This window comes from Pseudomonas sp. Colony2 (genome assembly GCF_019382755.1).
Classification (GTDB): Bacteria; Pseudomonadota; Gammaproteobacteria; order Pseudomonadales; family Pseudomonadaceae; genus Aquipseudomonas.
Map to the genome: position 1 here is coordinate 6,915,062 of NZ_CP080030.1, position 21,345 is coordinate 6,936,406.

Annotated in this window: 24 protein-coding genes; 14 read left to right on the top strand and 10 right to left on the bottom strand. The window is 61.7% G+C overall.

What is annotated here, in order from left to right; translation table 11 throughout:
• The first annotated feature begins 165 nt into the window (after positions 1-165).
• The gene (gene argH, locus JV201_RS28455) at positions 166-1,560 is read left to right on the top strand and encodes an argininosuccinate lyase (protein ID WP_177123155.1); all 1,395 of its coding nucleotides are present in this window, start codon (positions 166-168) and stop codon (positions 1,558-1,560) included.
• Between the two features lie 144 nt (positions 1,561-1,704).
• On the opposite strand, the gene JV201_RS28460 is transcribed toward argH, so the two are convergent.
• Positions 1,705-2,364, bottom strand: a complete 660-nt coding sequence (locus tag JV201_RS28460) for a glutathione S-transferase family protein (RefSeq protein WP_003208816.1) — start codon at positions 2,362-2,364, stop codon at positions 1,705-1,707.
• Between the two features lie 125 nt (positions 2,365-2,489).
• Here JV201_RS28460 and JV201_RS28465 point away from each other — a divergent pair, with 125 nt between their 5' ends.
• The 3 genes from JV201_RS28465 to JV201_RS28475 all read left to right on the top strand — a co-directional run bounded on the left by JV201_RS28465 (position 2,490) and on the right by JV201_RS28475 (position 6,177).
• Complete coding sequence (locus JV201_RS28465) at positions 2,490-2,774, top strand: hypothetical protein (RefSeq protein WP_003208814.1); 285 nt, start codon at positions 2,490-2,492, stop codon at positions 2,772-2,774.
• Positions 2,775-2,922: 148 nt separating this feature from the next.
• Positions 2,923-3,171 (top strand): TIGR02647 family protein, encoded by a 249-nt coding sequence (locus JV201_RS28470; RefSeq protein ID WP_003208812.1) that lies wholly within the window; start codon positions 2,923-2,925, stop codon positions 3,169-3,171.
• 168 nt (positions 3,172-3,339) lie between these two features.
• The gene (locus JV201_RS28475; RefSeq protein ID WP_219406290.1) at positions 3,340-6,177 is read left to right on the top strand and encodes a class I adenylate cyclase; all 2,838 of its coding nucleotides are present in this window, start codon (positions 3,340-3,342) and stop codon (positions 6,175-6,177) included.
• Here JV201_RS28475 and rnk read toward each other — a convergent pair.
• From rnk to cyaY, 3 genes are all read right to left on the bottom strand, one after another.
• A complete protein-coding gene (gene rnk, locus JV201_RS28480; protein ID WP_219406291.1) occupies positions 6,174-6,584 on the bottom strand; it encodes a nucleoside diphosphate kinase regulator in 411 nt (136 codons plus the stop codon). The two genes, JV201_RS28475 and rnk, sit on opposite strands and share 4 nt — an antisense overlap.
• Positions 6,585-6,715: 131 nt before the next feature.
• Positions 6,716-6,934 carry a DUF1289 domain-containing protein gene (locus tag JV201_RS28485; protein WP_219406292.1) on the bottom strand — a complete coding sequence of 73 codons (219 nt, stop codon included), beginning with the start codon at positions 6,932-6,934 and terminating at the stop codon, positions 6,716-6,718.
• Positions 6,935-6,936: 2 nt separating this feature from the next.
• A complete protein-coding gene (gene cyaY, locus JV201_RS28490; RefSeq protein ID WP_003208803.1) occupies positions 6,937-7,269 on the bottom strand; it encodes an iron donor protein CyaY in 333 nt (110 codons plus the stop codon).
• A 239-nt stretch (positions 7,270-7,508) separates the two neighbouring features.
• On the opposite strand from cyaY, the gene JV201_RS28495 reads away from it, so the two are divergent.
• Genes JV201_RS28495 through JV201_RS28520 form a run of 6 tightly spaced genes read left to right on the top strand, consistent with a single transcriptional unit; the run spans position 7,509 to position 12,089 of the window.
• Positions 7,509-7,670: a lipoprotein gene (locus JV201_RS28495; RefSeq protein WP_003208801.1), complete on the top strand. Its 162-nt coding sequence runs from the start codon at positions 7,509-7,511 to the stop codon at positions 7,668-7,670.
• 9 nt (positions 7,671-7,679) lie between these two features.
• A complete protein-coding gene (gene lysA, locus JV201_RS28500; RefSeq protein ID WP_008439346.1) occupies positions 7,680-8,927 on the top strand; it encodes a diaminopimelate decarboxylase in 1,248 nt (415 codons plus the stop codon).
• A 4-nt stretch (positions 8,928-8,931) separates the two neighbouring features.
• On the top strand, positions 8,932-9,762 hold the full coding sequence (gene dapF, locus JV201_RS28505) for a diaminopimelate epimerase (protein WP_008439347.1): 831 nt from the start codon (positions 8,932-8,934) through the stop codon (positions 9,760-9,762).
• Between the two features lie 13 nt (positions 9,763-9,775).
• Positions 9,776-10,492 (top strand): DUF484 family protein, encoded by a 717-nt coding sequence (locus JV201_RS28510; protein WP_003208796.1) that lies wholly within the window; start codon positions 9,776-9,778, stop codon positions 10,490-10,492.
• Positions 10,493-10,494: 2 nt separating this feature from the next.
• On the top strand, positions 10,495-11,394 hold the full coding sequence (gene xerC, locus JV201_RS28515; RefSeq protein ID WP_008439350.1) for a tyrosine recombinase XerC: 900 nt from the start codon (positions 10,495-10,497) through the stop codon (positions 11,392-11,394).
• Positions 11,391-12,089: an HAD family hydrolase gene (locus tag JV201_RS28520; protein WP_008439351.1), complete on the top strand. Its 699-nt coding sequence runs from the start codon at positions 11,391-11,393 to the stop codon at positions 12,087-12,089. Before xerC ends, JV201_RS28520 begins: the two co-directional genes overlap by 4 nt.
• A 255-nt stretch (positions 12,090-12,344) precedes the next feature.
• On the opposite strand, the gene sutA is transcribed toward JV201_RS28520, so the two are convergent.
• From sutA to glnK, 4 genes are all read right to left on the bottom strand, one after another.
• The gene (gene sutA / locus JV201_RS28525; RefSeq protein ID WP_003208791.1) at positions 12,345-12,671 is read right to left on the bottom strand and encodes a transcriptional regulator SutA; all 327 of its coding nucleotides are present in this window, start codon (positions 12,669-12,671) and stop codon (positions 12,345-12,347) included.
• A gap of 103 nt (positions 12,672-12,774) precedes the next feature.
• Positions 12,775-13,200, bottom strand: a complete 426-nt coding sequence (locus JV201_RS28530) for a secondary thiamine-phosphate synthase enzyme YjbQ (protein WP_003208787.1) — start codon at positions 13,198-13,200, stop codon at positions 12,775-12,777.
• A gap of 209 nt (positions 13,201-13,409) precedes the next feature.
• A complete protein-coding gene (locus JV201_RS28535; protein ID WP_008439352.1) occupies positions 13,410-14,750 on the bottom strand; it encodes an ammonium transporter in 1,341 nt (446 codons plus the stop codon).
• A gap of 34 nt (positions 14,751-14,784) precedes the next feature.
• On the bottom strand, positions 14,785-15,123 hold the full coding sequence (gene glnK, locus JV201_RS28540; RefSeq protein WP_002555808.1) for a P-II family nitrogen regulator: 339 nt from the start codon (positions 15,121-15,123) through the stop codon (positions 14,785-14,787).
• Positions 15,124-15,596: 473 nt separating this feature from the next.
• On the opposite strand from glnK, the gene JV201_RS28545 reads away from it, so the two are divergent.
• Complete coding sequence (locus JV201_RS28545) at positions 15,597-15,806, top strand: accessory factor UbiK family protein (protein WP_371103568.1); 210 nt, start codon at positions 15,597-15,599, stop codon at positions 15,804-15,806.
• 52 nt (positions 15,807-15,858) lie between these two features.
• Here JV201_RS28545 and cfa read toward each other — a convergent pair whose 3' ends face one another.
• Positions 15,859-16,941 (bottom strand): cyclopropane fatty acyl phospholipid synthase, encoded by a 1,083-nt coding sequence (cfa, locus tag JV201_RS28550; protein WP_008439353.1) that lies wholly within the window; start codon positions 16,939-16,941, stop codon positions 15,859-15,861.
• A gap of 263 nt (positions 16,942-17,204) precedes the next feature.
• Here cfa and JV201_RS28555 point away from each other — a divergent pair, with 263 nt between their 5' ends.
• Together JV201_RS28555 and JV201_RS28560 are read left to right on the top strand one after the other, a co-directional pair.
• The gene (locus tag JV201_RS28555) at positions 17,205-18,113 is read left to right on the top strand and encodes a LysR family transcriptional regulator (RefSeq protein WP_003208779.1); all 909 of its coding nucleotides are present in this window, start codon (positions 17,205-17,207) and stop codon (positions 18,111-18,113) included.
• 97 nt (positions 18,114-18,210) lie between these two features.
• Positions 18,211-19,707 carry a YifB family Mg chelatase-like AAA ATPase gene (locus JV201_RS28560; RefSeq protein WP_219406293.1) on the top strand — a complete coding sequence of 499 codons (1,497 nt, stop codon included), beginning with the start codon at positions 18,211-18,213 and terminating at the stop codon, positions 19,705-19,707.
• Here the strand turns inward: JV201_RS28560 and JV201_RS28565 are convergent.
• A complete protein-coding gene (locus tag JV201_RS28565) occupies positions 19,694-20,278 on the bottom strand; it encodes a TetR/AcrR family transcriptional regulator (RefSeq protein WP_219406294.1) in 585 nt (194 codons plus the stop codon). The genes JV201_RS28560 and JV201_RS28565 overlap by 14 nt on opposite strands.
• A 114-nt stretch (positions 20,279-20,392) precedes the next feature.
• On the opposite strand from JV201_RS28565, the gene JV201_RS28570 reads away from it, so the two are divergent.
• Positions 20,393-21,316: an ABC transporter six-transmembrane domain-containing protein gene (locus tag JV201_RS28570; protein ID WP_219406295.1), complete on the top strand. Its 924-nt coding sequence runs from the start codon at positions 20,393-20,395 to the stop codon at positions 21,314-21,316.
• Positions 21,317-21,345 lie beyond the last annotated feature (29 nt).

Genomic DNA, 21,345 nt, shown 5'->3' on the forward strand with positions numbered 1-21,345 from the left:
GTCCTGGCTCCAGTCTCGTCCTGCGCGAGTCCGGGGGCAAGGCACTTAGCCATCTTGGAAACAAATAAAAATGCCCCGCCCCGGCATCGTCGCCTCCGGGGGCAACCCTGTTATTATCGGCGCCACACTTTCATGCCCTCTTTCCAGCAGATCACGAGCGAATCCATGAGCACCGACAAGACCAACCAGTCCTGGGGCGGCCGCTTCAGTGAACCCGTCGACGCCTTCGTCGCGCGCTTCACCGCCTCCGTCACTTTCGACCAGCGCCTCTACCGCCACGACATCATGGGCTCGATCGCCCACGCCACGATGCTGGCCAAGGTCGGCGTGCTGACCGACGCCGAGCGCGACAGCATCATCGACGGCCTGACCACCATCCGTGGCGAGATCGAAGCCGGCACCTTCGACTGGCGCGTCGACCTGGAAGACGTGCACATGAACATCGAGGCCCGCCTCACCGACCGCATCGGTGTGACCGGCAAGAAACTGCACACCGGTCGCAGCCGTAACGACCAGGTGGCTACCGATATCCGCCTGTGGCTGCGGGACGAGATCGACCTGATCCTGGCAGAAATCACCCGCCTGCAAAAAGGCCTGCTGGAGCAGGCAGAGCGTGAATCCGGCACCATCATGCCCGGCTTCACCCACCTGCAGACCGCACAGCCTGTGACCTTCGGCCACCACCTGCTGGCCTGGTTCGAAATGCTCAGCCGCGACTACGAGCGCCTGGTGGACTGCCGCAAGCGCGCCAACCGCATGCCTCTGGGCAGCGCTGCACTGGCTGGCACCACCTACCCGATCGACCGCGAATACACCGCGCATCTGCTGGGTTTCGACGCCGTGGGCGGCAACTCCCTGGACGGCGTGTCGGACCGTGACTTCGCCATCGAATTCTGCGCCGCGGCCAGCATTGCGATGATGCACTTGTCGCGCTTCTCCGAAGAGCTGGTGCTGTGGACCAGCGCGCAATTCCAGTTCATTGACCTGCCGGACCGCTTCTGCACCGGCAGCTCGATCATGCCGCAAAAGAAAAACCCCGACGTGCCGGAGCTGGTACGCGGCAAGAGCGGCCGTGTATTCGGTGCGCTGATGGGCCTGTTGACCCTGATGAAAGGCCAACCGCTGGCCTACAACAAGGACAACCAGGAAGACAAGGAACCGCTGTTCGACGCCGCCGATACCCTGCGCGACTCGTTGCGTGCCTTTGCCGACATGATCCCGGCGATCAAGCCCAAGCACGCCATCATGCGTGAAGCGGCCCTGCGCGGTTTCTCCACCGCCACAGACCTGGCGGACTACCTGGTACGCCGTGGCCTGCCGTTCCGCGACTGCCACGAGATCGTCGGGCATGCCGTGAAGTACGGCGTGGACACCGGCAAGGACCTGGCGGAAATGAGCCTGGAAGAACTGCGCCAGTTCAGCGACCAGATCGAGCAGGACGTGTTTGCGGTGCTGACCCTGGAAGGCTCGGTGAATGCCCGTAACCATATCGGCGGGACTGCGCCGGCGCAGGTGAAGGCTGCCGTGGTTCGCGGCCAGGCATTGCTCGCCAGCCGCTAACCCAAAGGTAAGTACCCCTGCAAACAAGGGCAAACACTGAACCTGTGGCGAGGGAGCTTGCTCCCGTTGGACTGCGCAGCAGTCCCATTTTGGGGCCGCTCCGCTGCCCATCGGGAGCAAGCTCCCTCGCCACAAAAGCAGTTTTTATTTCTTCGCAGCAATCATCGCCATAAACGCCGGCATCGCCGCTTCCTTGTCCGCCGCCACCCGCTGGGCATTCGGCAGCGCCTGCAAGCGCTCCAGCAACGCCTTGGCCTTCGGCAACTCAGCCAACAGATCCAGCCCGAACAGCTTCCCGGCCACGGCACAGGCCAGGTCCACGCTGTACACAAAATACAAATCCGCAATCGTGAAGCTGTCTCCTGCCACATACGGCGCAAACTTCCCGTGCCGCCCCAGCGATGCGATCCCCAGCAATAACTCCGCCCTGGACTTTTCCTTGATCGCCTCCGGCACCGGCATTCCGAAAAACGCCTCGGCAAAACACGCCCGGGCCGGCAACTCGATGTACAGCTCGATTTCCCTGCACAACGCCAGCACCTGGGCGCGCTGGAACGGCTCGCTCGGCAGCAGCGATCGTCCGCCCTGGGTCTGTTCGAGGTATTCGAGGATCACGCTGGTTTCGTTGATAAACCCTTGCTCGACACCCAGCACCGGCACCTTGCCCCGGGGGCTCACGGCCAAGGCTTCAGGGGTCTGGCCTGCGTAGAACGGCACCTCTTCGAAGGGCAGCCCTTTCTCCAGCAGCGCCAGTTTGACCATGTTGTAGTAGTTGCTGACCGAAAATCCATAAAGCTTGAGCATCACAAAGCCTCCAGGCCGTGTACGGGGTTGGCAGCAGTGGTTATAGATCGGGAGGCCGCGCCTGGCCAGCAGCATCAGCCGAGTGAATGGGGGTAGACTGGCGCCCTTTCCTCCAGGAGCCTGCCATGAGCGAGCCAACCGATATCGACAACGACGAAGAAGAGTTCGCCGAGACCACCTTGATTGAAGCGATCGAAAACCAGATCGAAAGCGACAACCCGCCCGCCGCCAAGGCCACGTTCAACAAGCTGACCCTGGTGGGCTACGAGCGCGAAGACATCCTGCAAATGATGGCCCACGTCCTCGCCATCGAAATTGACGCGCTGCTCGAAGAAGATCGCGCCTTCAATACCGAATGGTATGAAACTGCGTTGCGTGCGCTGCCGGAGCTGCCGCCCGAGAAGCAATAAGCCTCACACCGCGCTGGCCAGCAAACTCTTGCTGGCCACAATCCTGCCCCACATCAACACCGCATGAGTTCCGACTGGACAGCTCGCCCAAGTGCGTTCACCTTATGGCTGCTAACGTCTAAAAATTCCTAGAAAGTCTGGAGTCCTTATGTCGTATACCCCTGAGTTGGTTGCCGAACTGGAAATCCTTGCACTCTTCAACCTGGGCAGCTCCCAGGAAGGTCTGAAAGTTCATCAGACTGCCGCTCCCACTGCCATTGCCGCCGCCCGGCGCCTGTTTGATAAAGACCTGATCGACCAGCCAGACGGTGGTTACCTCACCAGCCTCGGCCGGGACGCTGCCGAACACGCACAAAGCCTGCTGACTATTCTGACGACCGCCAAAGAAGCCGCCTGACACCTCGTATCGCCCACGGGATCCTCTCTTCACGGATTCCGCGGGCATTCCCGCGCCCGGGATAAAATTCCGGCGTCAAAAACAAATTCCCTCTAAACCTCCTACGCTACTGGCTGTAAACTCCCACACGGCCGCCCACGTCGGGCCCTGCGAGCCACCGAGTTCGACATGACCCGCACCCACGAAATCCGCCCCGACCTGGACGAAGGCATCGACCGCAAGGTGCTGGCCCAGTTACGCGCGCGGTTTCTGGCCATGAACGAAGGCCGCATGGCCCGGGCCGTCGAGGGGCTGACGCCACGCCAGCAAAGCGTATTGACCCTGCTGCCGCTGTTTTTCCACGTGAATCACCCGCTGTTGCCGGGCTATGTGTCGGGCAGCACGCCGGCCGGCCTGTCGAATTTTGAACCCGACGCGCAAGCCTTGGCCGAGGCCCAGCGCCTGACCCGCACGTTTTCCTACAAGCCCCGCCACGGCAACCCACCGCGGCCGATTCACGGCCTGTTCCTGATGGGCAGCCTGGGAACCCTGGCCCAGGCCGATCAAAGTGATATGGACGTGTGGGTCTGCCATGCGGCCGATCTCAGCGAGAACGAGCTGGCCGAGTTGCGCAAGAAATGCCAACTGCTCGAAACCTGGGCCCTGAGCATGGGCGCCGAGGCGCACTTCTTCCTGATCGAGCCGACGCGGTTTATCCAGGGCGAGCGCGACACCCAACTGAGTTCAGAAGACTGCGGCACCAGCCAGCATTACCTGCTGCTGGACGAGTTCTACCGCACCGCCATCTGGCTGGCCGGGCGCACGCCGATCTGGTGGCTGGTGCCGGTGTACGAAGAAACCCGCTATGCCGACTTCACCCACGCGCTGATTTCCAAACGCTTTATTCGCGCCGATGAAACCCTCGACCTGGGCCACCTGGCGCACATCCCGCCGGGTGAATTTATCGGTGCCGGCTTGTGGCAGTTGTTCAAGGGCATCGAATCGCCCTACAAATCAGTACTGAAACTCCTGCTGACCGAGGTCTACGCCAGCGAGCACCCGAAGGTGCAGTGCCTGAGCCTGCGCTTCAAGCGCGCTGTGTTTGCCAATCAGCTGGACCTGGACGAACTGGACCCGTACATCGTCGTCTACCGCCGGATCGAGGAGTACCTCAAGGCCCGTAATGAGCCGGAACGCCTGGAACTGGTGCGGCGCAGCCTGTACCTGAAGGTCAACCGCAAGCTCAGCGCGGGCCAGCGCACCGGGTGGCAGCGTTTGCTGCTGGAGCGCCTGGCCAGCGAATGGGGTTGGGACCAGCGCCAACTGGCCCTGCTGGACAGCCGCAGCCAATGGAAAGTCCGCCAGGTGGCCTCCGAGCGCCGGGCGCTGGTCAACGAGCTGAACTACAGCTATCGCTTCCTGACCCAGTTTGCCCGCACCGAACAGACCGTCAGCCTGATCAACAAGCGCGATCTCAATGTGCTGGGCCGGCGCCTGTACGCCGCCTTCGAGCGCAAGGCCGGCAAGGTCGAATTCATCAACCCCGGCATTGCGCCCGACCTTGCCGAAGACACCCTGACCCTGGTGCAGTCGCCCAACCGCAAAGAGCCCGGCCAGCATCATTGGGGCTTGTACAACGGCAGCCTGACCGCCCTGGAATGGGAACACTTCGCGCCGATCAAGCGCAGCCGCGATTTGCTGGAAATGCTCACCTGGTGCCACCGCAACGGCGTGATCGACAGCAGTACCCGCCTGGCGCTGCATCCCGGCAGCAGTGACATGACCGAATTCGAGCTGTTCAACCTGCTGGGCAGCCTGCAACAAACTGTCGTCCTGCCCCTGGCCAGCGTCGATGAAGACCGCCTGCTGAGCTCGGCAGTGCCCGAGGAAGTGCTGCTGCTGATCAACGTCGGCGTCGACCCGCTCAAGCATCATCGCGACCTGAACATCCTGATGACCACCGAGCGCACCGACTCCCTGAGTTACGCGGGCGTACGGGAAAACCTGGTGCTGACCCTGGACCAGGTCACGCTCAACAGTTGGAACGAGGTGATGGTCAGCCGCTATGACGGCCCCCACGCGCTGCTCGATTGCCTGCGCGACTACCTCAATCAGCTACCGCCCAATCACTTGCCGCGCTTGCGGGTGCGCTGTTTCTGCCACAACCGCGCGCAGTTCATTGCCCAGCGCGTGGAAGAAATCTTCGACACTGCGCAAAACCTGCTGCTGGGCCAGGAAAACCATCGCTACCTGGTGCAGGTGCAACAGCACTACCACGTGATGGAGCTGACACCCGGCCAGGCCAACCATGTGTCACTGGCGACCCAGGACGCGCTGATCGCCTACCTCAGTGAGGAACTGGCCAGCTACAGCCCGCTGCACCTGGACACCATGGCCCTGGAAGACCACGACCTGGCGCTGCTGCTGCCCATGGGCCTGCCCGACTGTGTGCAGGTGTTCTACCGGATCAACGACGGGGTTGCCGAGCTGTACGTGCTGGATGAGTTCAACGCGCTCTGGCAGCAGCGCCTGCCGTTCCACGACGAGCAAAGCCTGTTGGTGCCGTTGCAGCGCTTCCTGCAGTCGATCATTTATCGCCGCGATGCGCTGCTGCCGCTGGACCCGCAACAGCCCTTCGGCGCGGTGCAAATCCTGTATTACCAGCTGTTGCCGTCAGGCAGCGGCCGTGCACGGCGGGCCGAACCGCGCCCAGCGCCGCAAACCCCGGCCAACAAGCCGTTCTACGACGTGCAGGCGATTATCGGCAAGGCAGCACCGGGCCAGGTGGGGATCACCTTGTACTGCAATCAACGGGAGTTTTCCGAGCTGGAATTTGGCGACCAACTGTTTGCGGTGGTCGCCCAGCAAATCGTCGGGCAACGCCGGGAAGCCGAGCGTTACCGCTGCTACATCACCGATCTGGACCTGTCCGGCCTGCTCGGTGATGTTCAAAGCCCGAGCAATCTGTACCTGCGCTACAAGGCTGATCTGGAACTGGCGCTCAATGAAGCGCTGAACCAGGTTTAGAGAGGAAAGGCGCCGCCGTCTTTTGGCTGGCCTTCAACGCTGAGCAATTCAAGCTTGAGGGTCTTGCCACCCGGTGCTGGCCAGTCGATGTGCTGGCCGACTTGCAGGCCCAGCAATGCACTGCCCACCGGCGCCAGGATCGAGATTTTGCCTTCGTCGGCGTTCGCGTCCTTGGGGTAGACCAGGGTCAGGTGATAGTCCTTGCCACTGCCTTGTTCACGGCAATGCACGCTGGAGTTCATGGTCACGACAGATGCAGGCACTTCATCGTGGCCAACCACTTCTTCGGCGCGGTCGAGTTCGTGTTGCAGGGCTTCAACGCCCGGCGACGCCTCGCCGACACGGTCGATCAGTTGCTCAAGACGCTGCACGTCAAGACGGGTGAGGATGATGGAAGGTGCGGTCATGATTCAGGCAGACTCCTTTTTTCTGCACAAAAAAGCAAAACCCCGCCAGGAAAAGGCGGGGTTCTCACGGACCTCGATGAGTTGAGGTGTATCCGGACACTACCACAGCACAATAAATAAACAAGACGGCCTCAGGCGCAGGTCCTGCGCTGCTCGGCCTGGGCGACGATCACGCGGCGTCGCGCATCGTCGGCAGAGCGCCATTCGCGGATGTCTTCCACATGACGGAAGCAACCGAGGCAGATTTTGTGCTCATCCAGCCGACATAAACTGATACAAGGTGACGGCACCGCCGGGCTGACATTGCTGAACAGCGGCTTGGGCGGGCGTACGGGAACGGGCTGCGTCACGATCAGATCTCGTCGAAGTCCAGCTCGACGCCGGCTTGTTCCTGGGTGAGGCGCGCGAGCATTTCGCTCAGCAGCTCATCGGTGGTGTCGTGGGTCCAGCGTTTTTCTTCTTCATCGTAATCGAAGTGAAAACCACCGGAACGCGCCGCCAGCCATAGCTGACGCAGTGGCTCCTGGCGGCTGAAAATCAATTGGGTGCCATTTTCAAACTTGACGGTGAGCACACCGGCCGAGTTCTCCAGGTCCACATCCAGGCCGCTGTCGTCGAAAATATCCTCCAGCGCTTGCTGGGTCGCATCCACCAGGTCGTGAAAACGCGCTTCGGTCAAACTCATTGTGGGAACCTCGAAAAGTGTCTGGTCTCGCTCAAGCGCCGCACAATACGGACGCGCCATCATGATTGCAAAGGATACCGATTTCATTACCCACAGCCGTGTGAATTATCCTCGATTGGTGTAAGCACAATCGCAACAAACTCGGCAAAGCCCCGCCGGACGGGTATTTCGGCGCATAGGCAATCCGGCGGGTGGTCGGTATACTCGGGCGCAATTAATGCATATTCAAGGATTTCGCCATGAAGCGCCTGATCTCTTCCCTTGCTGCGCTCGTCGCGGTCGCTTGCCTCGTTAGTGCCTGTGGTCAAAAAGGCCCGCTGTATCTGCCCGATGACAGCAAAGACCCGAATGAACAGGCGCAATCGTCGCAAACCAAAGCGCACAAGCACGACACCTACTAAGGGAACATCATGGACGCTTTTAACTACCGGGACGGCGAGCTGTTCGCGGAAGGTGTCGCGCTGTCCGCCATCGCCGAGCGCTTTGGTACCCCGACCTACGTGTACTCCCGTGCCCACATCGAAGCGCAATACCGCTCCTTTGCCGATGCGCTGGAAGGCACGCCGAGCCTGGTGTGCTTCGCCGTAAAAGCCAACTCCAACCTGGGTGTACTCAATGTCCTGGCGCGCCTGGGCGCCGGTTTCGACATCGTGTCCCGGGGCGAGCTTGAGCGTGTACTGGCCGCCGGCGGCAAGGCTGACAAAATTGTGTTCTCCGGTGTCGGCAAGAGCCGCGAAGACATGCGCCGCGCCCTGGAAGTTGGCGTGCACTGCTTCAACGTCGAATCCACCGACGAGCTGGAGCGCCTGCAAGTGGTGGCCGCCGAGATGGGCGTTCGCGCGCCGATCTCCCTGCGGGTCAACCCGGACGTCGACGCCGGCACTCACCCGTACATTTCCACCGGTCTCAAAGAGAACAAGTTCGGCATCGCCATTGCCGACGCCGAGGACGTGTACATCCGCGCCGCGCAGTTGCCGAACCTGGAAGTCTTGGGTGTCGACTGCCATATCGGCTCGCAACTGACCAGCCTGCCACCGTTCCTCGACGCCCTCGACCGCCTGCTGGCGCTGGTCGACCGCCTCGGCGAGTGCGGCATCTACCTGCACCACATCGACCTCGGTGGCGGCGTGGGTGTGCGTTATCGCGATGAAGAGCCGCCGCTGGTGTCCGACTACATCAAGGCCGTGCGCGAGCGCCTCGAAGGCCGCGACCTGACGCTGATGTTCGAGCCGGGCCGCTACATCGTCGCCAACGCCGGCCTGCTGCTGACCCAGGTCGAGTACCTCAAGCACACCGAGCACAAGGATTTCGCCATCGTCGACGCGGCGATGAACGACCTGATCCGTCCGGCGCTGTACCAGGCCTGGATGAATGTGACGGCCGTCAAGCCACGCGCAGGCGAAGGCCGCAGCTACGATATCGTCGGCCCGATCTGCGAGACCGGCGACTTCCTGGCCAAGGAACGTCAGCTGGCCCTGGAAGAAGGCGACCTGCTGGCCGTGCATTCGGCCGGTGCCTATGGGTTTGTCATGAGCTCCAACTACAACACCCGCGGGCGTACCGCCGAGGTGCTGGTGGACGGTGATCAAGCGTTTGAAGTGCGTCGCCGCGAGACGGTAGCCGAGTTGTTTGCTGGCGAAAGCCTGCTGCCGGAGTAAGGTCATGTTGCTGCGTTTTACCAAGATGCACGGGCTGGGCAATGACTTCATGGTCCTCGACCTGGTCAGCCAGCACGCGCACATCCTGCCCAAGCACGCCAAGCTGTGGGGCGACCGGCACACCGGTGTCGGCTTCGACCAATTGTTGCTGGTGGAAGCGCCGAGTAACCCGGAAGTGGATTTCCGCTACCGGATCTTCAACTCCGATGGCTCCGAAGTGGAACAGTGCGGCAATGGTGCCCGCTGTTTCGCCCGTTTTGTCCTGGACAAGCGCCTGACCGCCAAGCGGCAGATTCGCGTCGAGACCAAAAGCGGCATCATCGAGCTGGATATTCGCAGCGACGGCCAGATCGGCGTCAACATGGGCGCGCCACGGCTGGTGCCGGCGGACATTCCGTTCCAGGCCACCGAGCAAGCCCTGAGCTACCCGGTGGACGTGGACGGCAAGACCGTCAACCTGGCTGCCGTGTCCATGGGCAACCCCCATGCCGTGCTGCGGGTGGATGACATCAACAACGCGCCGGTGCATGAACTGGGGCCGAAGATCGAAAACCACCCGCGCTTTCCCGCGCGGGTCAATGTGGGCTTCCTGCAGGTCATCGACCGTTCCCGTGCGCAGTTGCGCGTCTGGGAACGCGGGGCCGGCGAAACCCAGGCTTGCGGTACCGGCGCCTGCGCCGCTGCCGTAGCCGCGATCAGCCAGGGGTGGATGGATTCGCCGCTGCTGATCGACCTGCCCGGTGGACGCCTGTCCATCGAATGGGCAGGCCCCGGCCAACCGGTGAAAATGACCGGCCCGGCCACCCGCGTCTACGAAGGACAGGTCCGTCTATGAGTGAGCAAATCTAATGACTGATAAGCCTCAAGTACCCGCGCAAGCATCCCCAAGCGAAAGTCTGGAGGCCGCAGCCGTTGCGGCGTATCTGGAGGCTAACCCGGACTTCTTCGTCGAACACGAAGAACTGCTGCCGGCCCTGCGTATTCCCCACCAGCGCGGCGATACCGTGTCGCTGGTGGAGCGGCAGATGAAGATCCTGCGCGAGCGCAATATCGAAATGCGCCATCGGCTCTCGCAGCTGATGGATGTGGCCCGCGACAACGACCGCCTGTTCGACAAGACTCGCCGCCTGGTCCTGACCCTGATGGACGCCGCCAGCCTGGAAGAAGCGGTGATCGCCGTCGAAGACAGCCTGCGCCAGGACTTCCAGGTGCCCTTTGTCAGCCTGATCCTGTTCAGCGACAACCCGATGCCGGTGGGTCGCTGGGTCAGCGGCAGCGATGCCCAGACCGCGATTGGCGGCCTGCTGTCCGAAGGCAAGACCATCAGCGGCACCTTGCGCGAGCATGAGCTGGACTTCCTGTTTGGCGCCGAGCAGCGCCAGCAGATCGGCTCCACCGCCGTGGTTGCCCTCAGTCATCAAGGTTTGCATGGCGTGCTGGCCATCGCCAGCCGTGATCCGCAGCATTACAAAAGCTCGGTGGGCACGCTGTTCCTGAGCTACATCGCCGAAGTGCTGGGCCGCGTCCTGCCACGCTTCACCAGCGCATTGCGCGCGGTGCGCTAGCCATGGAACGACAACTGGACGCCTACTGCGCTCACCTGCGCAGCGAGCGCCAGGTGTCGCCGCATACCCTGGAAGCCTACCGGCGGGACTTGAACAAGGTCCTGGCGTTCTGCGAGAAACAACACATCGGCAGCTGGAAGGCCCTGGACATCCAGGGTCTGCGCAGCCTGATCGCCCGCCTGCACCAGCAAGGCCAATCCTCCCGCAGCCTGGCGCGCCTGCTGTCGGCGGTACGCGGCCTCTATCACTACCTGAACCGCGAAGGCCTGTGCGACCACGACCCGGCCAACGGCCTGGCGCCGCCCAAGGGCGAACGCCGCCTGCCCAAGACCCTCGACACGGATCGCGCCCTGCAATTGCTCGATGGCGCCGTGGAGGACGACTTCCTGGCCCATCGCGACCAGGCAATCCTCGAACTCTTCTACTCCTCGGGCCTGCGCCTGTCGGAGCTGACCGGGCTTAACCTCGATCAACTGGACCTGGCGGATGGCCTGGTGCAAGTGCTCGGCAAAGGCAGCAAGACCCGCGTATTGCCGGTGGGCAAGAAGGCCCGCGAAGCCTTGCTGCTGTGGCTGCCCCTGCGCGCCCTGGCCAACCCGGCGGACGACGCGGTGTTTATCAGCCAGCAAGGCCGGCGCCTCGGGCCCCGGGCCATACAAGTGCGGGTCAAGGCCGCCGGCGAGCGCGAGCTGGGGCAGAACCTGCACCCGCACATGCTCCGGCACTCCTTTGCCAGCCACTTGCTGGAGTCCTCCCAGGACCTGCGTGCGGTGCAAGAACTGCTGGGCCACTCCGACATCAAGACCACCCAGATCTACACCCACCTGGACTTCCAGCACCTGGCAACGGTGTACGACAGCGCCCATCCACGGGCCAAACGCATTAAGGGCAGTGACTCATGAGCATCAAGCTGATCACCTTCGACCTGGACGATACGCTCTGGGATAACGTGCCGGTCATCATCAGCGCCGAGGCATCGATGCGCGAGTGGCTGGCGACCCACGCCACCAAGGTGGGCGACTTGCCCCTGGAGAAGTTTGCCAGCCTGCGCCAGCAGGTGCTGGAGCGTCATCCCGAGCTGAAATATCGCATCAGCGTGTTGCGTCACAAGGTGCTGCAATACGCCTTCGAGGAAGCCGGGTACCCGCTGCCGGAAGCGGCGCAGATGGCGGATGTGTGCTTTGAAGCGTTCATCCATGCCCGGCATCAACTCACAGTATTCCCCGAAGCGGAACCGATGCTTCAAGCACTGCGCCGCGACTATCTGCTGGGGGTGATTACCAACGGTAATGCCGATGTGCAACGTGTGGGGTTGGCGGACTACTTCCACTTTGCACTCCGGGCTGAAGACATTGGTATTGCCAAGCCGGATGCGCGGTTGTTTCAGGAAGCTTTGCAGCGCGGTGGCGTAGCGCCGGGCGCGGCAGTGCATGTGGGTGACCATCCAGGGGATGACATTGCCGGTGCGCAGCAGGCGGGGCTGCGGGCGGTGTGGTTCAACCCGGCAGGCAAGGCCTGGGAGGCCGAGAAATTGCCGGATGCCGAGATTCGCAGCCTGACCGAGCTACCCGACGTGCTAGCCCGCTGGAACGCATAACCTGATGATGACGGGCTTTTGTGGCGAGGGAGCTTGCTCCCGCTGGGCTGCGAAGCGGCCCCTGAACCAGCCACGACGGCCTTTCTGAAAGACCGCGTCGACCCAACCAGGGGCCGCTTCGCGCCCCAACGGGAGCAAGCTCCCTCGCCACACACGCTCTTCATCCTTGGATGGGTGTTGGCCCTGACCATTTTGTAGCGCCCATGAAAAAGCCCGCAGCGACGGCGGGCTTTTTCAGCAAGCAAACAGCAGGCCTTAGATAGGCCGGCTACCGTACTTGTTATCCGGCTTCTTCGGTGGATCTGCCACCACGTTAGCCTCGACTTCCTGCACTTTGCCGCCTTTGGCGAGGAATTCTTCCATCGCCCGGGCCAGCGCATCGCGCTCTTTGTTCTTGGCTTCTACGCTCGGCAACTCGTCAACCGACACTGCAGCCTTGGCCTTGCCCTTGGCTGCCGGGACCGGTGCATCGTCGCCACCGTCGTCGTCAGCCACGTCTTCGGCAGCCGCCTCAAGACCTTCTTCGGTTTCGTCGTCGTCGCCTACTTCGAGGTCGTCGTTTTCCAGATCATCGTCGCTCATGTTCTACCTCATGACTTGCGAAAAGCAGATTAGTTATAGCCCAGCTTCGCCGCCTGTCGACGGCCGCCGGAAAAAAATCAACATCCACCGGTTAACCAGTGGCTTATGCCCCATCACCGTGCAAGGTGGCGAGGACTTTACGAGCACCGCCATGATCACGGTGCTCGCCCAGATAAACACCTTGCCAGGTCCCCATCGCCAAGCGGCCGGCCCTTACCGGCAAACTCAGCTGACAGCCCAGCAGACTGGCCTTGAAGTGCGCCGGCAGATCATCCGGACCCTCGTCGTTGTGTTCATATCCCGCCGTGCCTTGCGGCACCAGCGCATTGAAAAAACGCTCGAAGTCACGGCGAACCGCCGGGTCGGCATTCTCGTTGACCGTCAACGAGGCCGAGGTGTGCTGCAGCCACAAATGCAACAGTCCCACCCGACAGGCCTTCAATTCAGGCAGGCCGGCGAGCAACTCGTCCGTCACCAGATGAAAGCCCCGGGGCTTGGCCCGCAGGGTTATCAGGGTCTGTTGCCACATACAGTTCTCCGCCTATCGGCGCGCATTCTAGCGCGCTCAGGGAAAAAACAAAGTGCCGAATACGCCTACATGCCTGTAAGACATTCGCACACTGAAAAGTGCAGTGCGGATCCCATCACAAAGTCGCAAAAAAACCCATACACCTTTAGCCACAGACAAACCCAAGGCAAAAAAATGCCCGGCAAGCCGGGCATCTTTTTTTCGCGTACTTACAAGTTGTAGCCGCGCTCGTTGTGTTGCGCCAGATCGAGGCCAACCGCCTCTTCTTCTTCGGTCACCCGCAGGCCCATCACCACGTCCAGCACCTTGAGGATGATGTACGTCACGATAGCGGTGTAGATGACGGTGAAGCCGACGCCTTTGGCCTGAACCCAGACCTGTGCGGCAATGTCGGTAGTAGCGGCGTTGAAGCCACCCATCGACGGTGCGGCGAACACGCCGGTCAGGATCGCGCCGAGGATACCGCCGATACCGTGCACGCCGAAGGCGTCCAGGGAGTCGTCGTAGCCCAGTTTGCGTTTCAGGGTAGTGGCGCAGAAGAAGCACACCACACCGGCAGCCAGGCCGATCACCAGGGCACCCATAGGGCCCACGGTGCCAGCGGCTGGGGTGATTGCCACCAGGCCCGCAACCACACCCGAGGCGATGCCCAGTGCGCTCGGTTTGCCGTGGGTGACCCACTCGGCGAACATCCAGCCCAGGGCCGCAGCAGCGGTAGCGATCTGGGTCACCAGCATCGCCATGCCGGCAGTGCCGTTGGCCGCAGCAGCGGAGCCGGCGTTGAAGCCGAACCAGCCGACCCACAGCATGGCCGCGCCCACCAGGGTGTAACCGAGGTTGTGCGGGGCCATTGGGGTGGTTGGGAAGCCTTTACGCTTGCCGAGTACCAGGCACGCTACCAGGCCGGCCACACCGGCGTTGATGTGCACCACGGTGCCGCCTGCGAAGTCGAGCACGCCCCAGTCGCCCAGCAACGAACCCGGACCGCCCCATACCATGTGGGCGATCGGTGCGTAGACCAGGGTGAACCAGACGCCCATGAAGATCAGCATCGCGGAGAACTTCATCCGCTCGGCGAATGCACCGACGATCAGCGCCGGGGTGATGATCGCGAAGGTCATCTGGAAGGTCACGAACACGGCCTCAGGGAACAACGCCGCCGGGCCGGTGATGCTGGCCGGGGTCACACCCGAGAGGAACAGTTTGGACAAGCCACCCACAAACGAGTTGAGGTTGACGACGCCTGCTTCCATACCGGTGGTGTCGAACGCCATGCTGTAGCCGTACACGAACCACAGGATGGTGATCAGGCCGGTGATGGCAAAGCACTGCATCATCACGGAAAGAATGTTTTTGGAGCGAACCATGCCGCCGTAGAACAGCGCGAGGCCTGGAATGGTCATGAACAGCACCAGCGCGGTGGACGTGAGCATCCACGCGGTGTCGCCGGAATTGAGGACTGGAGCAGGTACTGGGTCCGCCGCCATGGCCAGGGCCGGCATTACGAGGGACAACAGGGCTCCTAGCCCTGCGAATTTACGCAGAGTCATATTGTTTTCTCCTGGGGCGTTGGGGTTTGGCGGCTTAGATTGCGTCGGTATCGGTTTCGCCGGTACGGATGCGAATAGCCTGTTCCAGATTGACCACGAAGATCTTGCCGTCACCGATCTTGCCGGTGTTGGCGGCCTTGGTTATCGCCTCGATAACCCGGTCAAGATCCTTGTCGTCAATGGCGACATCAATCTTCACCTTTGGCAGGAAATCGACCACGTATTCCGCGCCGCGATACAGCTCGGTGTGACCCTTCTGCCGACCGAAGCCTTTGACCTCAGTAACGGTAATGCCCTGCACGCCGATCTCGGACAGTGACTCGCGTACATCGTCCAACTTGAACGGCTTGATGATGGCAGTGACTAGCTTCATGAAAACTCTCTCCCGAATTGGTGGACTTGCCCCAGGAAAACAAACCCGTCTCAAGTCTAAGCGCAGTGCCTGGCTTTGTAACGCTTCGTCGCCCTGGCATTTGCCATTGCGACGCTCGCTAACCACTGGTGACGAAACATGTACCGCTGGTCCGTCGGCGCACTGCATCGTCACAGCGACTGCATCAGTGCATGGGTCATGATCGTCTAAGCAGAAAGCTTGCCAGCTCCGTAAAAATCACTGAAATCAGTCCTTTGTTCGCCTGTGCCCACCTACCGGGCGCCACGACAGCGAAGATACGCACGAAAACGGTGCGCGACCGCCCGTCCTCATGCGCGAAAAGCGTGCGCCGCAGGGGCTGGAAAAGACTATAGACGCTGCGTGATACACTGCCGGCCAACAGATTTTCCGGACTATTTCCCATGCTCGCGCCCAAAGACCTCCTCGACGCCCTGAGCGGCCACGCCTCCCGCCTGTTCAGCAGCGACACGCCGCTGCCACGCAATGAAATTGAAAGCCAGTTCAAGGCACTGCTGCAAAGCGGTTTCAGCAAGCTGGACCTGGTAAGCCGGGAAGAGTTTGATAGCCAGATGGTGGTGCTGGCGCGCACTCGGGCGCGGTTGGAAAGCCTTGAGGCCAAGGTGGCGGAGCTGGAAGCGCGATTGACGCCTGCCGCCGAATAAGCCGGCCCAACCGGGGCAGGTTTCACCTGTCCCCGTTAAACCGTTGCAACCCTCAGCTCACCCGCTGATACCCGCCGACAACCCCCTTCTTCGACAATACCCACTGCCACAGCTGGATATCCCGCGCGCGAAACGCCCCTGCACACGACAGCAGGTAATAGCGCCACATCCGGTAGAAGCGCTGGCCAAAGGTGTCTGCGAAATCCGGCCACGCCAGTTCGAAGTTTTCACACCAGGCCATCAGCGTCTTGTCGTAGTCGGCGCCAAAGTTGTGCAAATCCTCGGCAACAAATAACCCGTCCATGGCGTCGCCGATCTGCCCGATCGAGGGCAAATCACCGTTGGGAAAGATGTATTTGTCGATCCACGGATCCGGCGTGCTGTTGCGTTGGTTCTTGCCGATAGTGTGTAGCAGGAACAACCCATCGTCTTTCAGGCAGCGGTTGGCGACCTCCATATACGCCCGATGGTTCTTGCGCCCCACATGCTCGAACATGCCGACACTGGCGATATGGTCGAACTGCTCGTCGATATCCCGATAGTCCTGCAGACGAAACTCGATCGGCAGATGTGAATACTTGGCCCGCCCCCACTCCGCCTGCTCCTTGGAGATGGTCACGCCGACACACTCGACCCCATAGTGCTCGGCCGCATGGCTCATGAAACTGCCCCAGCCACAGCCGATATCCAGCACGCGCATGCCCGGCTTGAGCCCCAGTTTTTTACAGATCAGGTCCAGCTTGGCGAACTGCGCCTGCTCCAGGGTGGTGGCATCTTTCCAGTAGCCACAGGTGTAGGTCATGCGCGAGTCGAGCATGCGTGCGTAGAAGTCATTGCCGAGGTCGTAATGTGCTTCGCCGACTTGCCAGGCGCGTTTCTTGTTTTGCAGGTTCAGCCAGCGGGAGCTGAACGCGTGAAACAACAAGGTGGCCGGGTTGGCCTGGTCGATCACGCCGGAGCGCATGAGGCGGTAAAAAAACTCATCAAGTGCCTCGGCGTCCCAGCCGCCATCCATGTAGTCCTCGCCAAGGCCCAGATTGCCCTTGGCCAGGGCGAGATCAAATGTGGCACTGTGGTGCAGTTGCATATCGGCAGCCGATGGCCCGTTGACCTCGATCTGCGCCTGCGCCAGCAACTCCTTAACGAAGCGCGCTCCCTGAGACATCTCATCAGAACCGGAAAAAGAATGACGCGTTTTGTTAAGCACAGTTGCTCTCCAGAAATAGCGTTGCCTTTGATTCATACACTGCGAGAAATCTGGCCATGGAAGCGTCTGGCAAGGCCCTTAAGGCGTCATGGAAGCGCTGGCTGGGAACAGATGTAACAAATCTTATCCAGCCATTTTTTAAAGATATAATGAATTAATATTATGAAAACCATGCAAAATTGGAATGCAAGATGGACATTCGGGCGCTCCGTTATTTCGTAGAAGTCGTCGACCAGCAGAGCTTTACCAAAGCCGCTGTGAAGCTGCACCTGACCCAGCCAACAGTCAGCAAGATGGTGCAGCAATTGGAGTCGAGCCTTGGCCTGAAGCTGCTCGACCGCATGGGAAAACGCTTCACCCTGACGGACGCCGGGGAAATTGTGCTCAAGCGCGCCAAGGAAATGATCGCGCTGCACGATGAAATGACGGTAGAGCTGCAAGACTTGCAGCATGTCGGGCGCGGCGCCCTGCGCATGGGGCTTTCGCCCTCTACCCACCTCGCACTGGCGCCGATCTTTGCGGAGTATCACGCCCGTTACCCGAAGATCGAACTGAAACTGTTCGAAAGCGGCGGCAATATCACCATCCAGGATCTGCGCCAGGGCACGCTGGAGTTCGGCACCATCCTTGACTCGCCGCGCGTGGCGGATATCTGGTCCGAATTCGAATCCATGCCCTTGTTCGAATCGCCACTGTGCCTGCTCGCGCCCCATGACTCGCCCTGGCAAGGCCGCAGCTCGGTGGAGTTGAGCGAACTGCAAGCCTGCGAATTCATCTTTTACGATGACACCTTCACCCTGAACCAATTCGTACTTGATGCCTGTGCACAAGCCGGTTTTGAGCCGCGGATCAGTGGCCGCAGCAGCCAATGGGACTTTATCGCCTCCCTGGTACGACTGGGCGTGGGCATCACCCTGCTGCCCCGGGCATTCTGCGAAACCCTTGATGCGAGCCAGTTCAGCATCGCGGAAATACAGTCGCCGGCGCTGAACTGGAGGCTGATGCTGGCGTGGCGTCGGCAGTGCAAGTTGTCGTTTGCGGCGCAGGCGTGGTTGACGCTGGCGAAAGAGTTTCTGTGTGTGCCGCCGTCGGACCGCTAGCGCGATACGTTCTGTAAAACCTCGCCGCCGCGCGTCGCCATCACTCAACTACCCTTGAAAAACCGCAGGAAGCGGCCACTCATTTCAAGGAACCAGCATGTCCCTCGCCATCGTCCACAGCCGCGCCCAGATAGGCGTCGAAGCGCCCGCCGTCACTGTCGAGGTGCACATGGCCAACGGCTTGCCGTCGCTGACGCTGGTGGGCCTGCCGGAAACCGCCGTCAAGGAAAGCAAAGACCGCGTGCGCAGCGCCATTCTCAATTCTGCGCTGCAATACCCGTCCCGCCGCATCACCCTCAATCTCGCACCCGCCGACCTCCCCAAGGACGGCGGGCGTTTTGATTTGGCGATTGCCCTGGGGATTCTCGCCGCCAGCGTGCAGGTACCCGCGCTGACCCTCGATAACGTGGAATGCCTGGGCGAGTTGGCGCTGTCCGGTGAGGTGCGGCCGGTGAAAGGTGTGTTGCCGGCAGCCCTGGCGGCGCGCAAGGCCGGGCGCACCTTGATCGTGCCACGGGCCAATGCCGAGGAAGCCTGCCTGGCTTCGGGGTTGAAGGTGATTGCGGTGGATCATCTGCTGCAAGTGGTGGCGCACCTGAACGGTCACGTGCCGATCGAGCCCTTCGTCTCCAGCGGCCTGATGTACTTGAACAAACCCTACCCGGACCTGAGTGAAGTGCAGGGCCAACTGGCAGCCAAGCGTGCGCTGTTGATCGCTGCGGCGGGCGCCCACAACCTGTTGCTCAGCGGGCCACCGGGCACCGGTAAGACGTTGCTCGCCAGCCGTCTGCCGGGGTTGTTGCCGCCCTTGAGTGAACAGGAAGCGCTGGAGGTGGCGGCGATTCAATCGGTGGTCAGCCTGGCGCCGCTGAGCCATTGGCCACACCGGCCATTTCGCCAGCCGCATCATTCGGCATCCGGCCCGGCGCTGGTGGGCGGCGGCTCGAAACCGCAGCCGGGGGAAATAACCCTGGCCCATCACGGTGTGTTGTTTCTCGACGAGTTGCCGGAGTTTGATCGCAAGGTCCTGGAGGTGCTGCGTGAGCCGCTCGAGTCCGGGCATATCGTGATTTCCCGCGCTCGCGACCGGGTGCGTTTCCCGGCGCGCTTTCAGTTGGTGGCGGCAATGAACCCCTGCCCTTGCGGCTATGTGGGCGAGCCCAGTGGGCGCTGTCGCTGCACGCCGGAGCAGATTCAGCGCTATCGCAACAAACTCTCGGGGCCGCTGCTGGACCGGATTGACCTGCACGTGACCGTCGCCCGGGAAAGCACCGCGCTGAACCCGGGCATACAGTCCGGTGATGACACCGCCAGCGCCTCCGTCCTCGTCGCCGATGCCCGGGACCGCCAACAACGGCGCCAGGGCTGCGCCAATGCGTTTCTCGACCTGCCGGGGCTACGCCAGCACTGCAAACTGAAAAAGGCTGATGAAGGCTGGCTGGAAAGCGCCTGCGAACGGCTGACGCTGTCGTTGCGGGCAGCCCATCGCCTGCTCAAGGTCGCCCGCACCCTGGCCGACCTGGAACAAGTGGAAGCCATCGCCCGCCATCATCTGGCGGAGGCCTTGCAGTACCGCCCTGCTAGCGCGTCCTAGGCAACGCCAGGAGCAGCCCCGCCACTTCCATCACCTCATCCATCACCGCTTCAGCTGACTCAACGGAGGGTTTGAGCAACAAGTCATCGGCATAGCCCATCGCTACGGCGAAGAGTTGTCGCGCAGCGCGCTTGGGCGACTCACAGCGGAACACTTTGGCCGCCACACCTTGCTCGATGATCTCGGCGAGCATGGCTTGCCATTGAGCGTTGATCACCAGGTAGGCCTGGGCCAATGGCTCGTCATGCATGGCTTCGTCCCAGGCATCCAGCCACAGCGCCCAACCGGCGCCTGCCGTGGAGGGCAGGCAGTCACGCAGGAACCCTTCGAGGGCTTCCAATGGTGGCAGATCCACCAGCGGCGCCCTCACCTCGTCCAGTTGCTCGTTGGCGAACCGCACGAACGCTTCGCGGCGCAGTTCTTTCCAGTCGCTGAAGTAGTGATAGACGTGGCTGCGGGACAGCCCGGCATGCTCCGCCAGGTCGCGGGTGGAAACATCGGCAAACCCTTTGCTGCGAAACAGCTCCAGGGCGGCGGCGATGATCTGGTCTTTACGGTCGATACGCGACATGAGGCTGTTCCTTCAGGCACCGGCAGATCGACGGCGCTTGCTTTTTGAGCGGTCGCTCAAGGATACTTGAGCAGTCGCTCAATAATAGCGTTTATCTCACTCTCGGTGCACCCCATGTCATCCGTAACACCCCAGATCCTGATCGAAGAGAGCAAAAAGATCGGGCAACAATCCGCCAGCCAAACCCTCAAGGCGATCGCCAGGGCTTATCCCGGCAAGCTGTTCTGCACCTTGTCGCTGGTAGCCCTGGAAAACGCGTTGCTGCTGGCCTACCCGCTGTTTGCCGGGTTCGCGGTGGACTCAATTATCCGCGGCGACGCCGGCAGCGCGCTGTTCTACGCCGCCGTGGTGCTGGCGTTCTGGGTGGTCGGGGCGGCGCGACGGGCGCTGGATACGCGCACCTTCACCCGCATCTACGCGGACCTTGCGGTGCCGGTGATTCTCAACCAGCGCCTGCAAAACCACAGCACCTCACGGGCAGCGGCGCGGGTAGTGTTGGCGCGGGACTTTGTGGATTTTTTCGAAAAACACGTGCCAATCATCGCGACGGCGCTGGTGTCGATCGTCGGTGCGGCAGTGATGCTGTTGGTGATCGAGCCGTGGATCGGCCTGGCCTGCCTGACGGCGCTGGTGCTGTGCACAACCTTGTTGCCACGTTTCGCCCGGCGCAATCAGGAGCTGCATGAGCGCTTGAATGACCGCCTGGAAAAGGAAATCGGCCTGGTGGAAAAGGTCGGCGCGCAGACCTTGCGGCGCCACTACCAGGTGTTGTCACGCCTGCGGATCTGGCTGTCGGACCGCGAGGCTGCCGCGTTCCTGTTTATCGGTACGCTGGCGGCACTGCTGTTTGTGGTCGCCATCAGCCAGTTGGCGCTGTCGCCGGCGGTCAAGGCCGGCCATGTGTATGCGGTGATGACTTACCTGTGGACCTTTGTCAGCAGCCTGGATGAAGCGCCAGGGATGGTTGATCAACTGGCGCGACTCAAGGACATTGGCAAGCGTGTGGACCCGGGGCTGGGCGACCGATCCGACGTTTGACGCGTCGGGTCGGCCGTCATCGCGGGCAA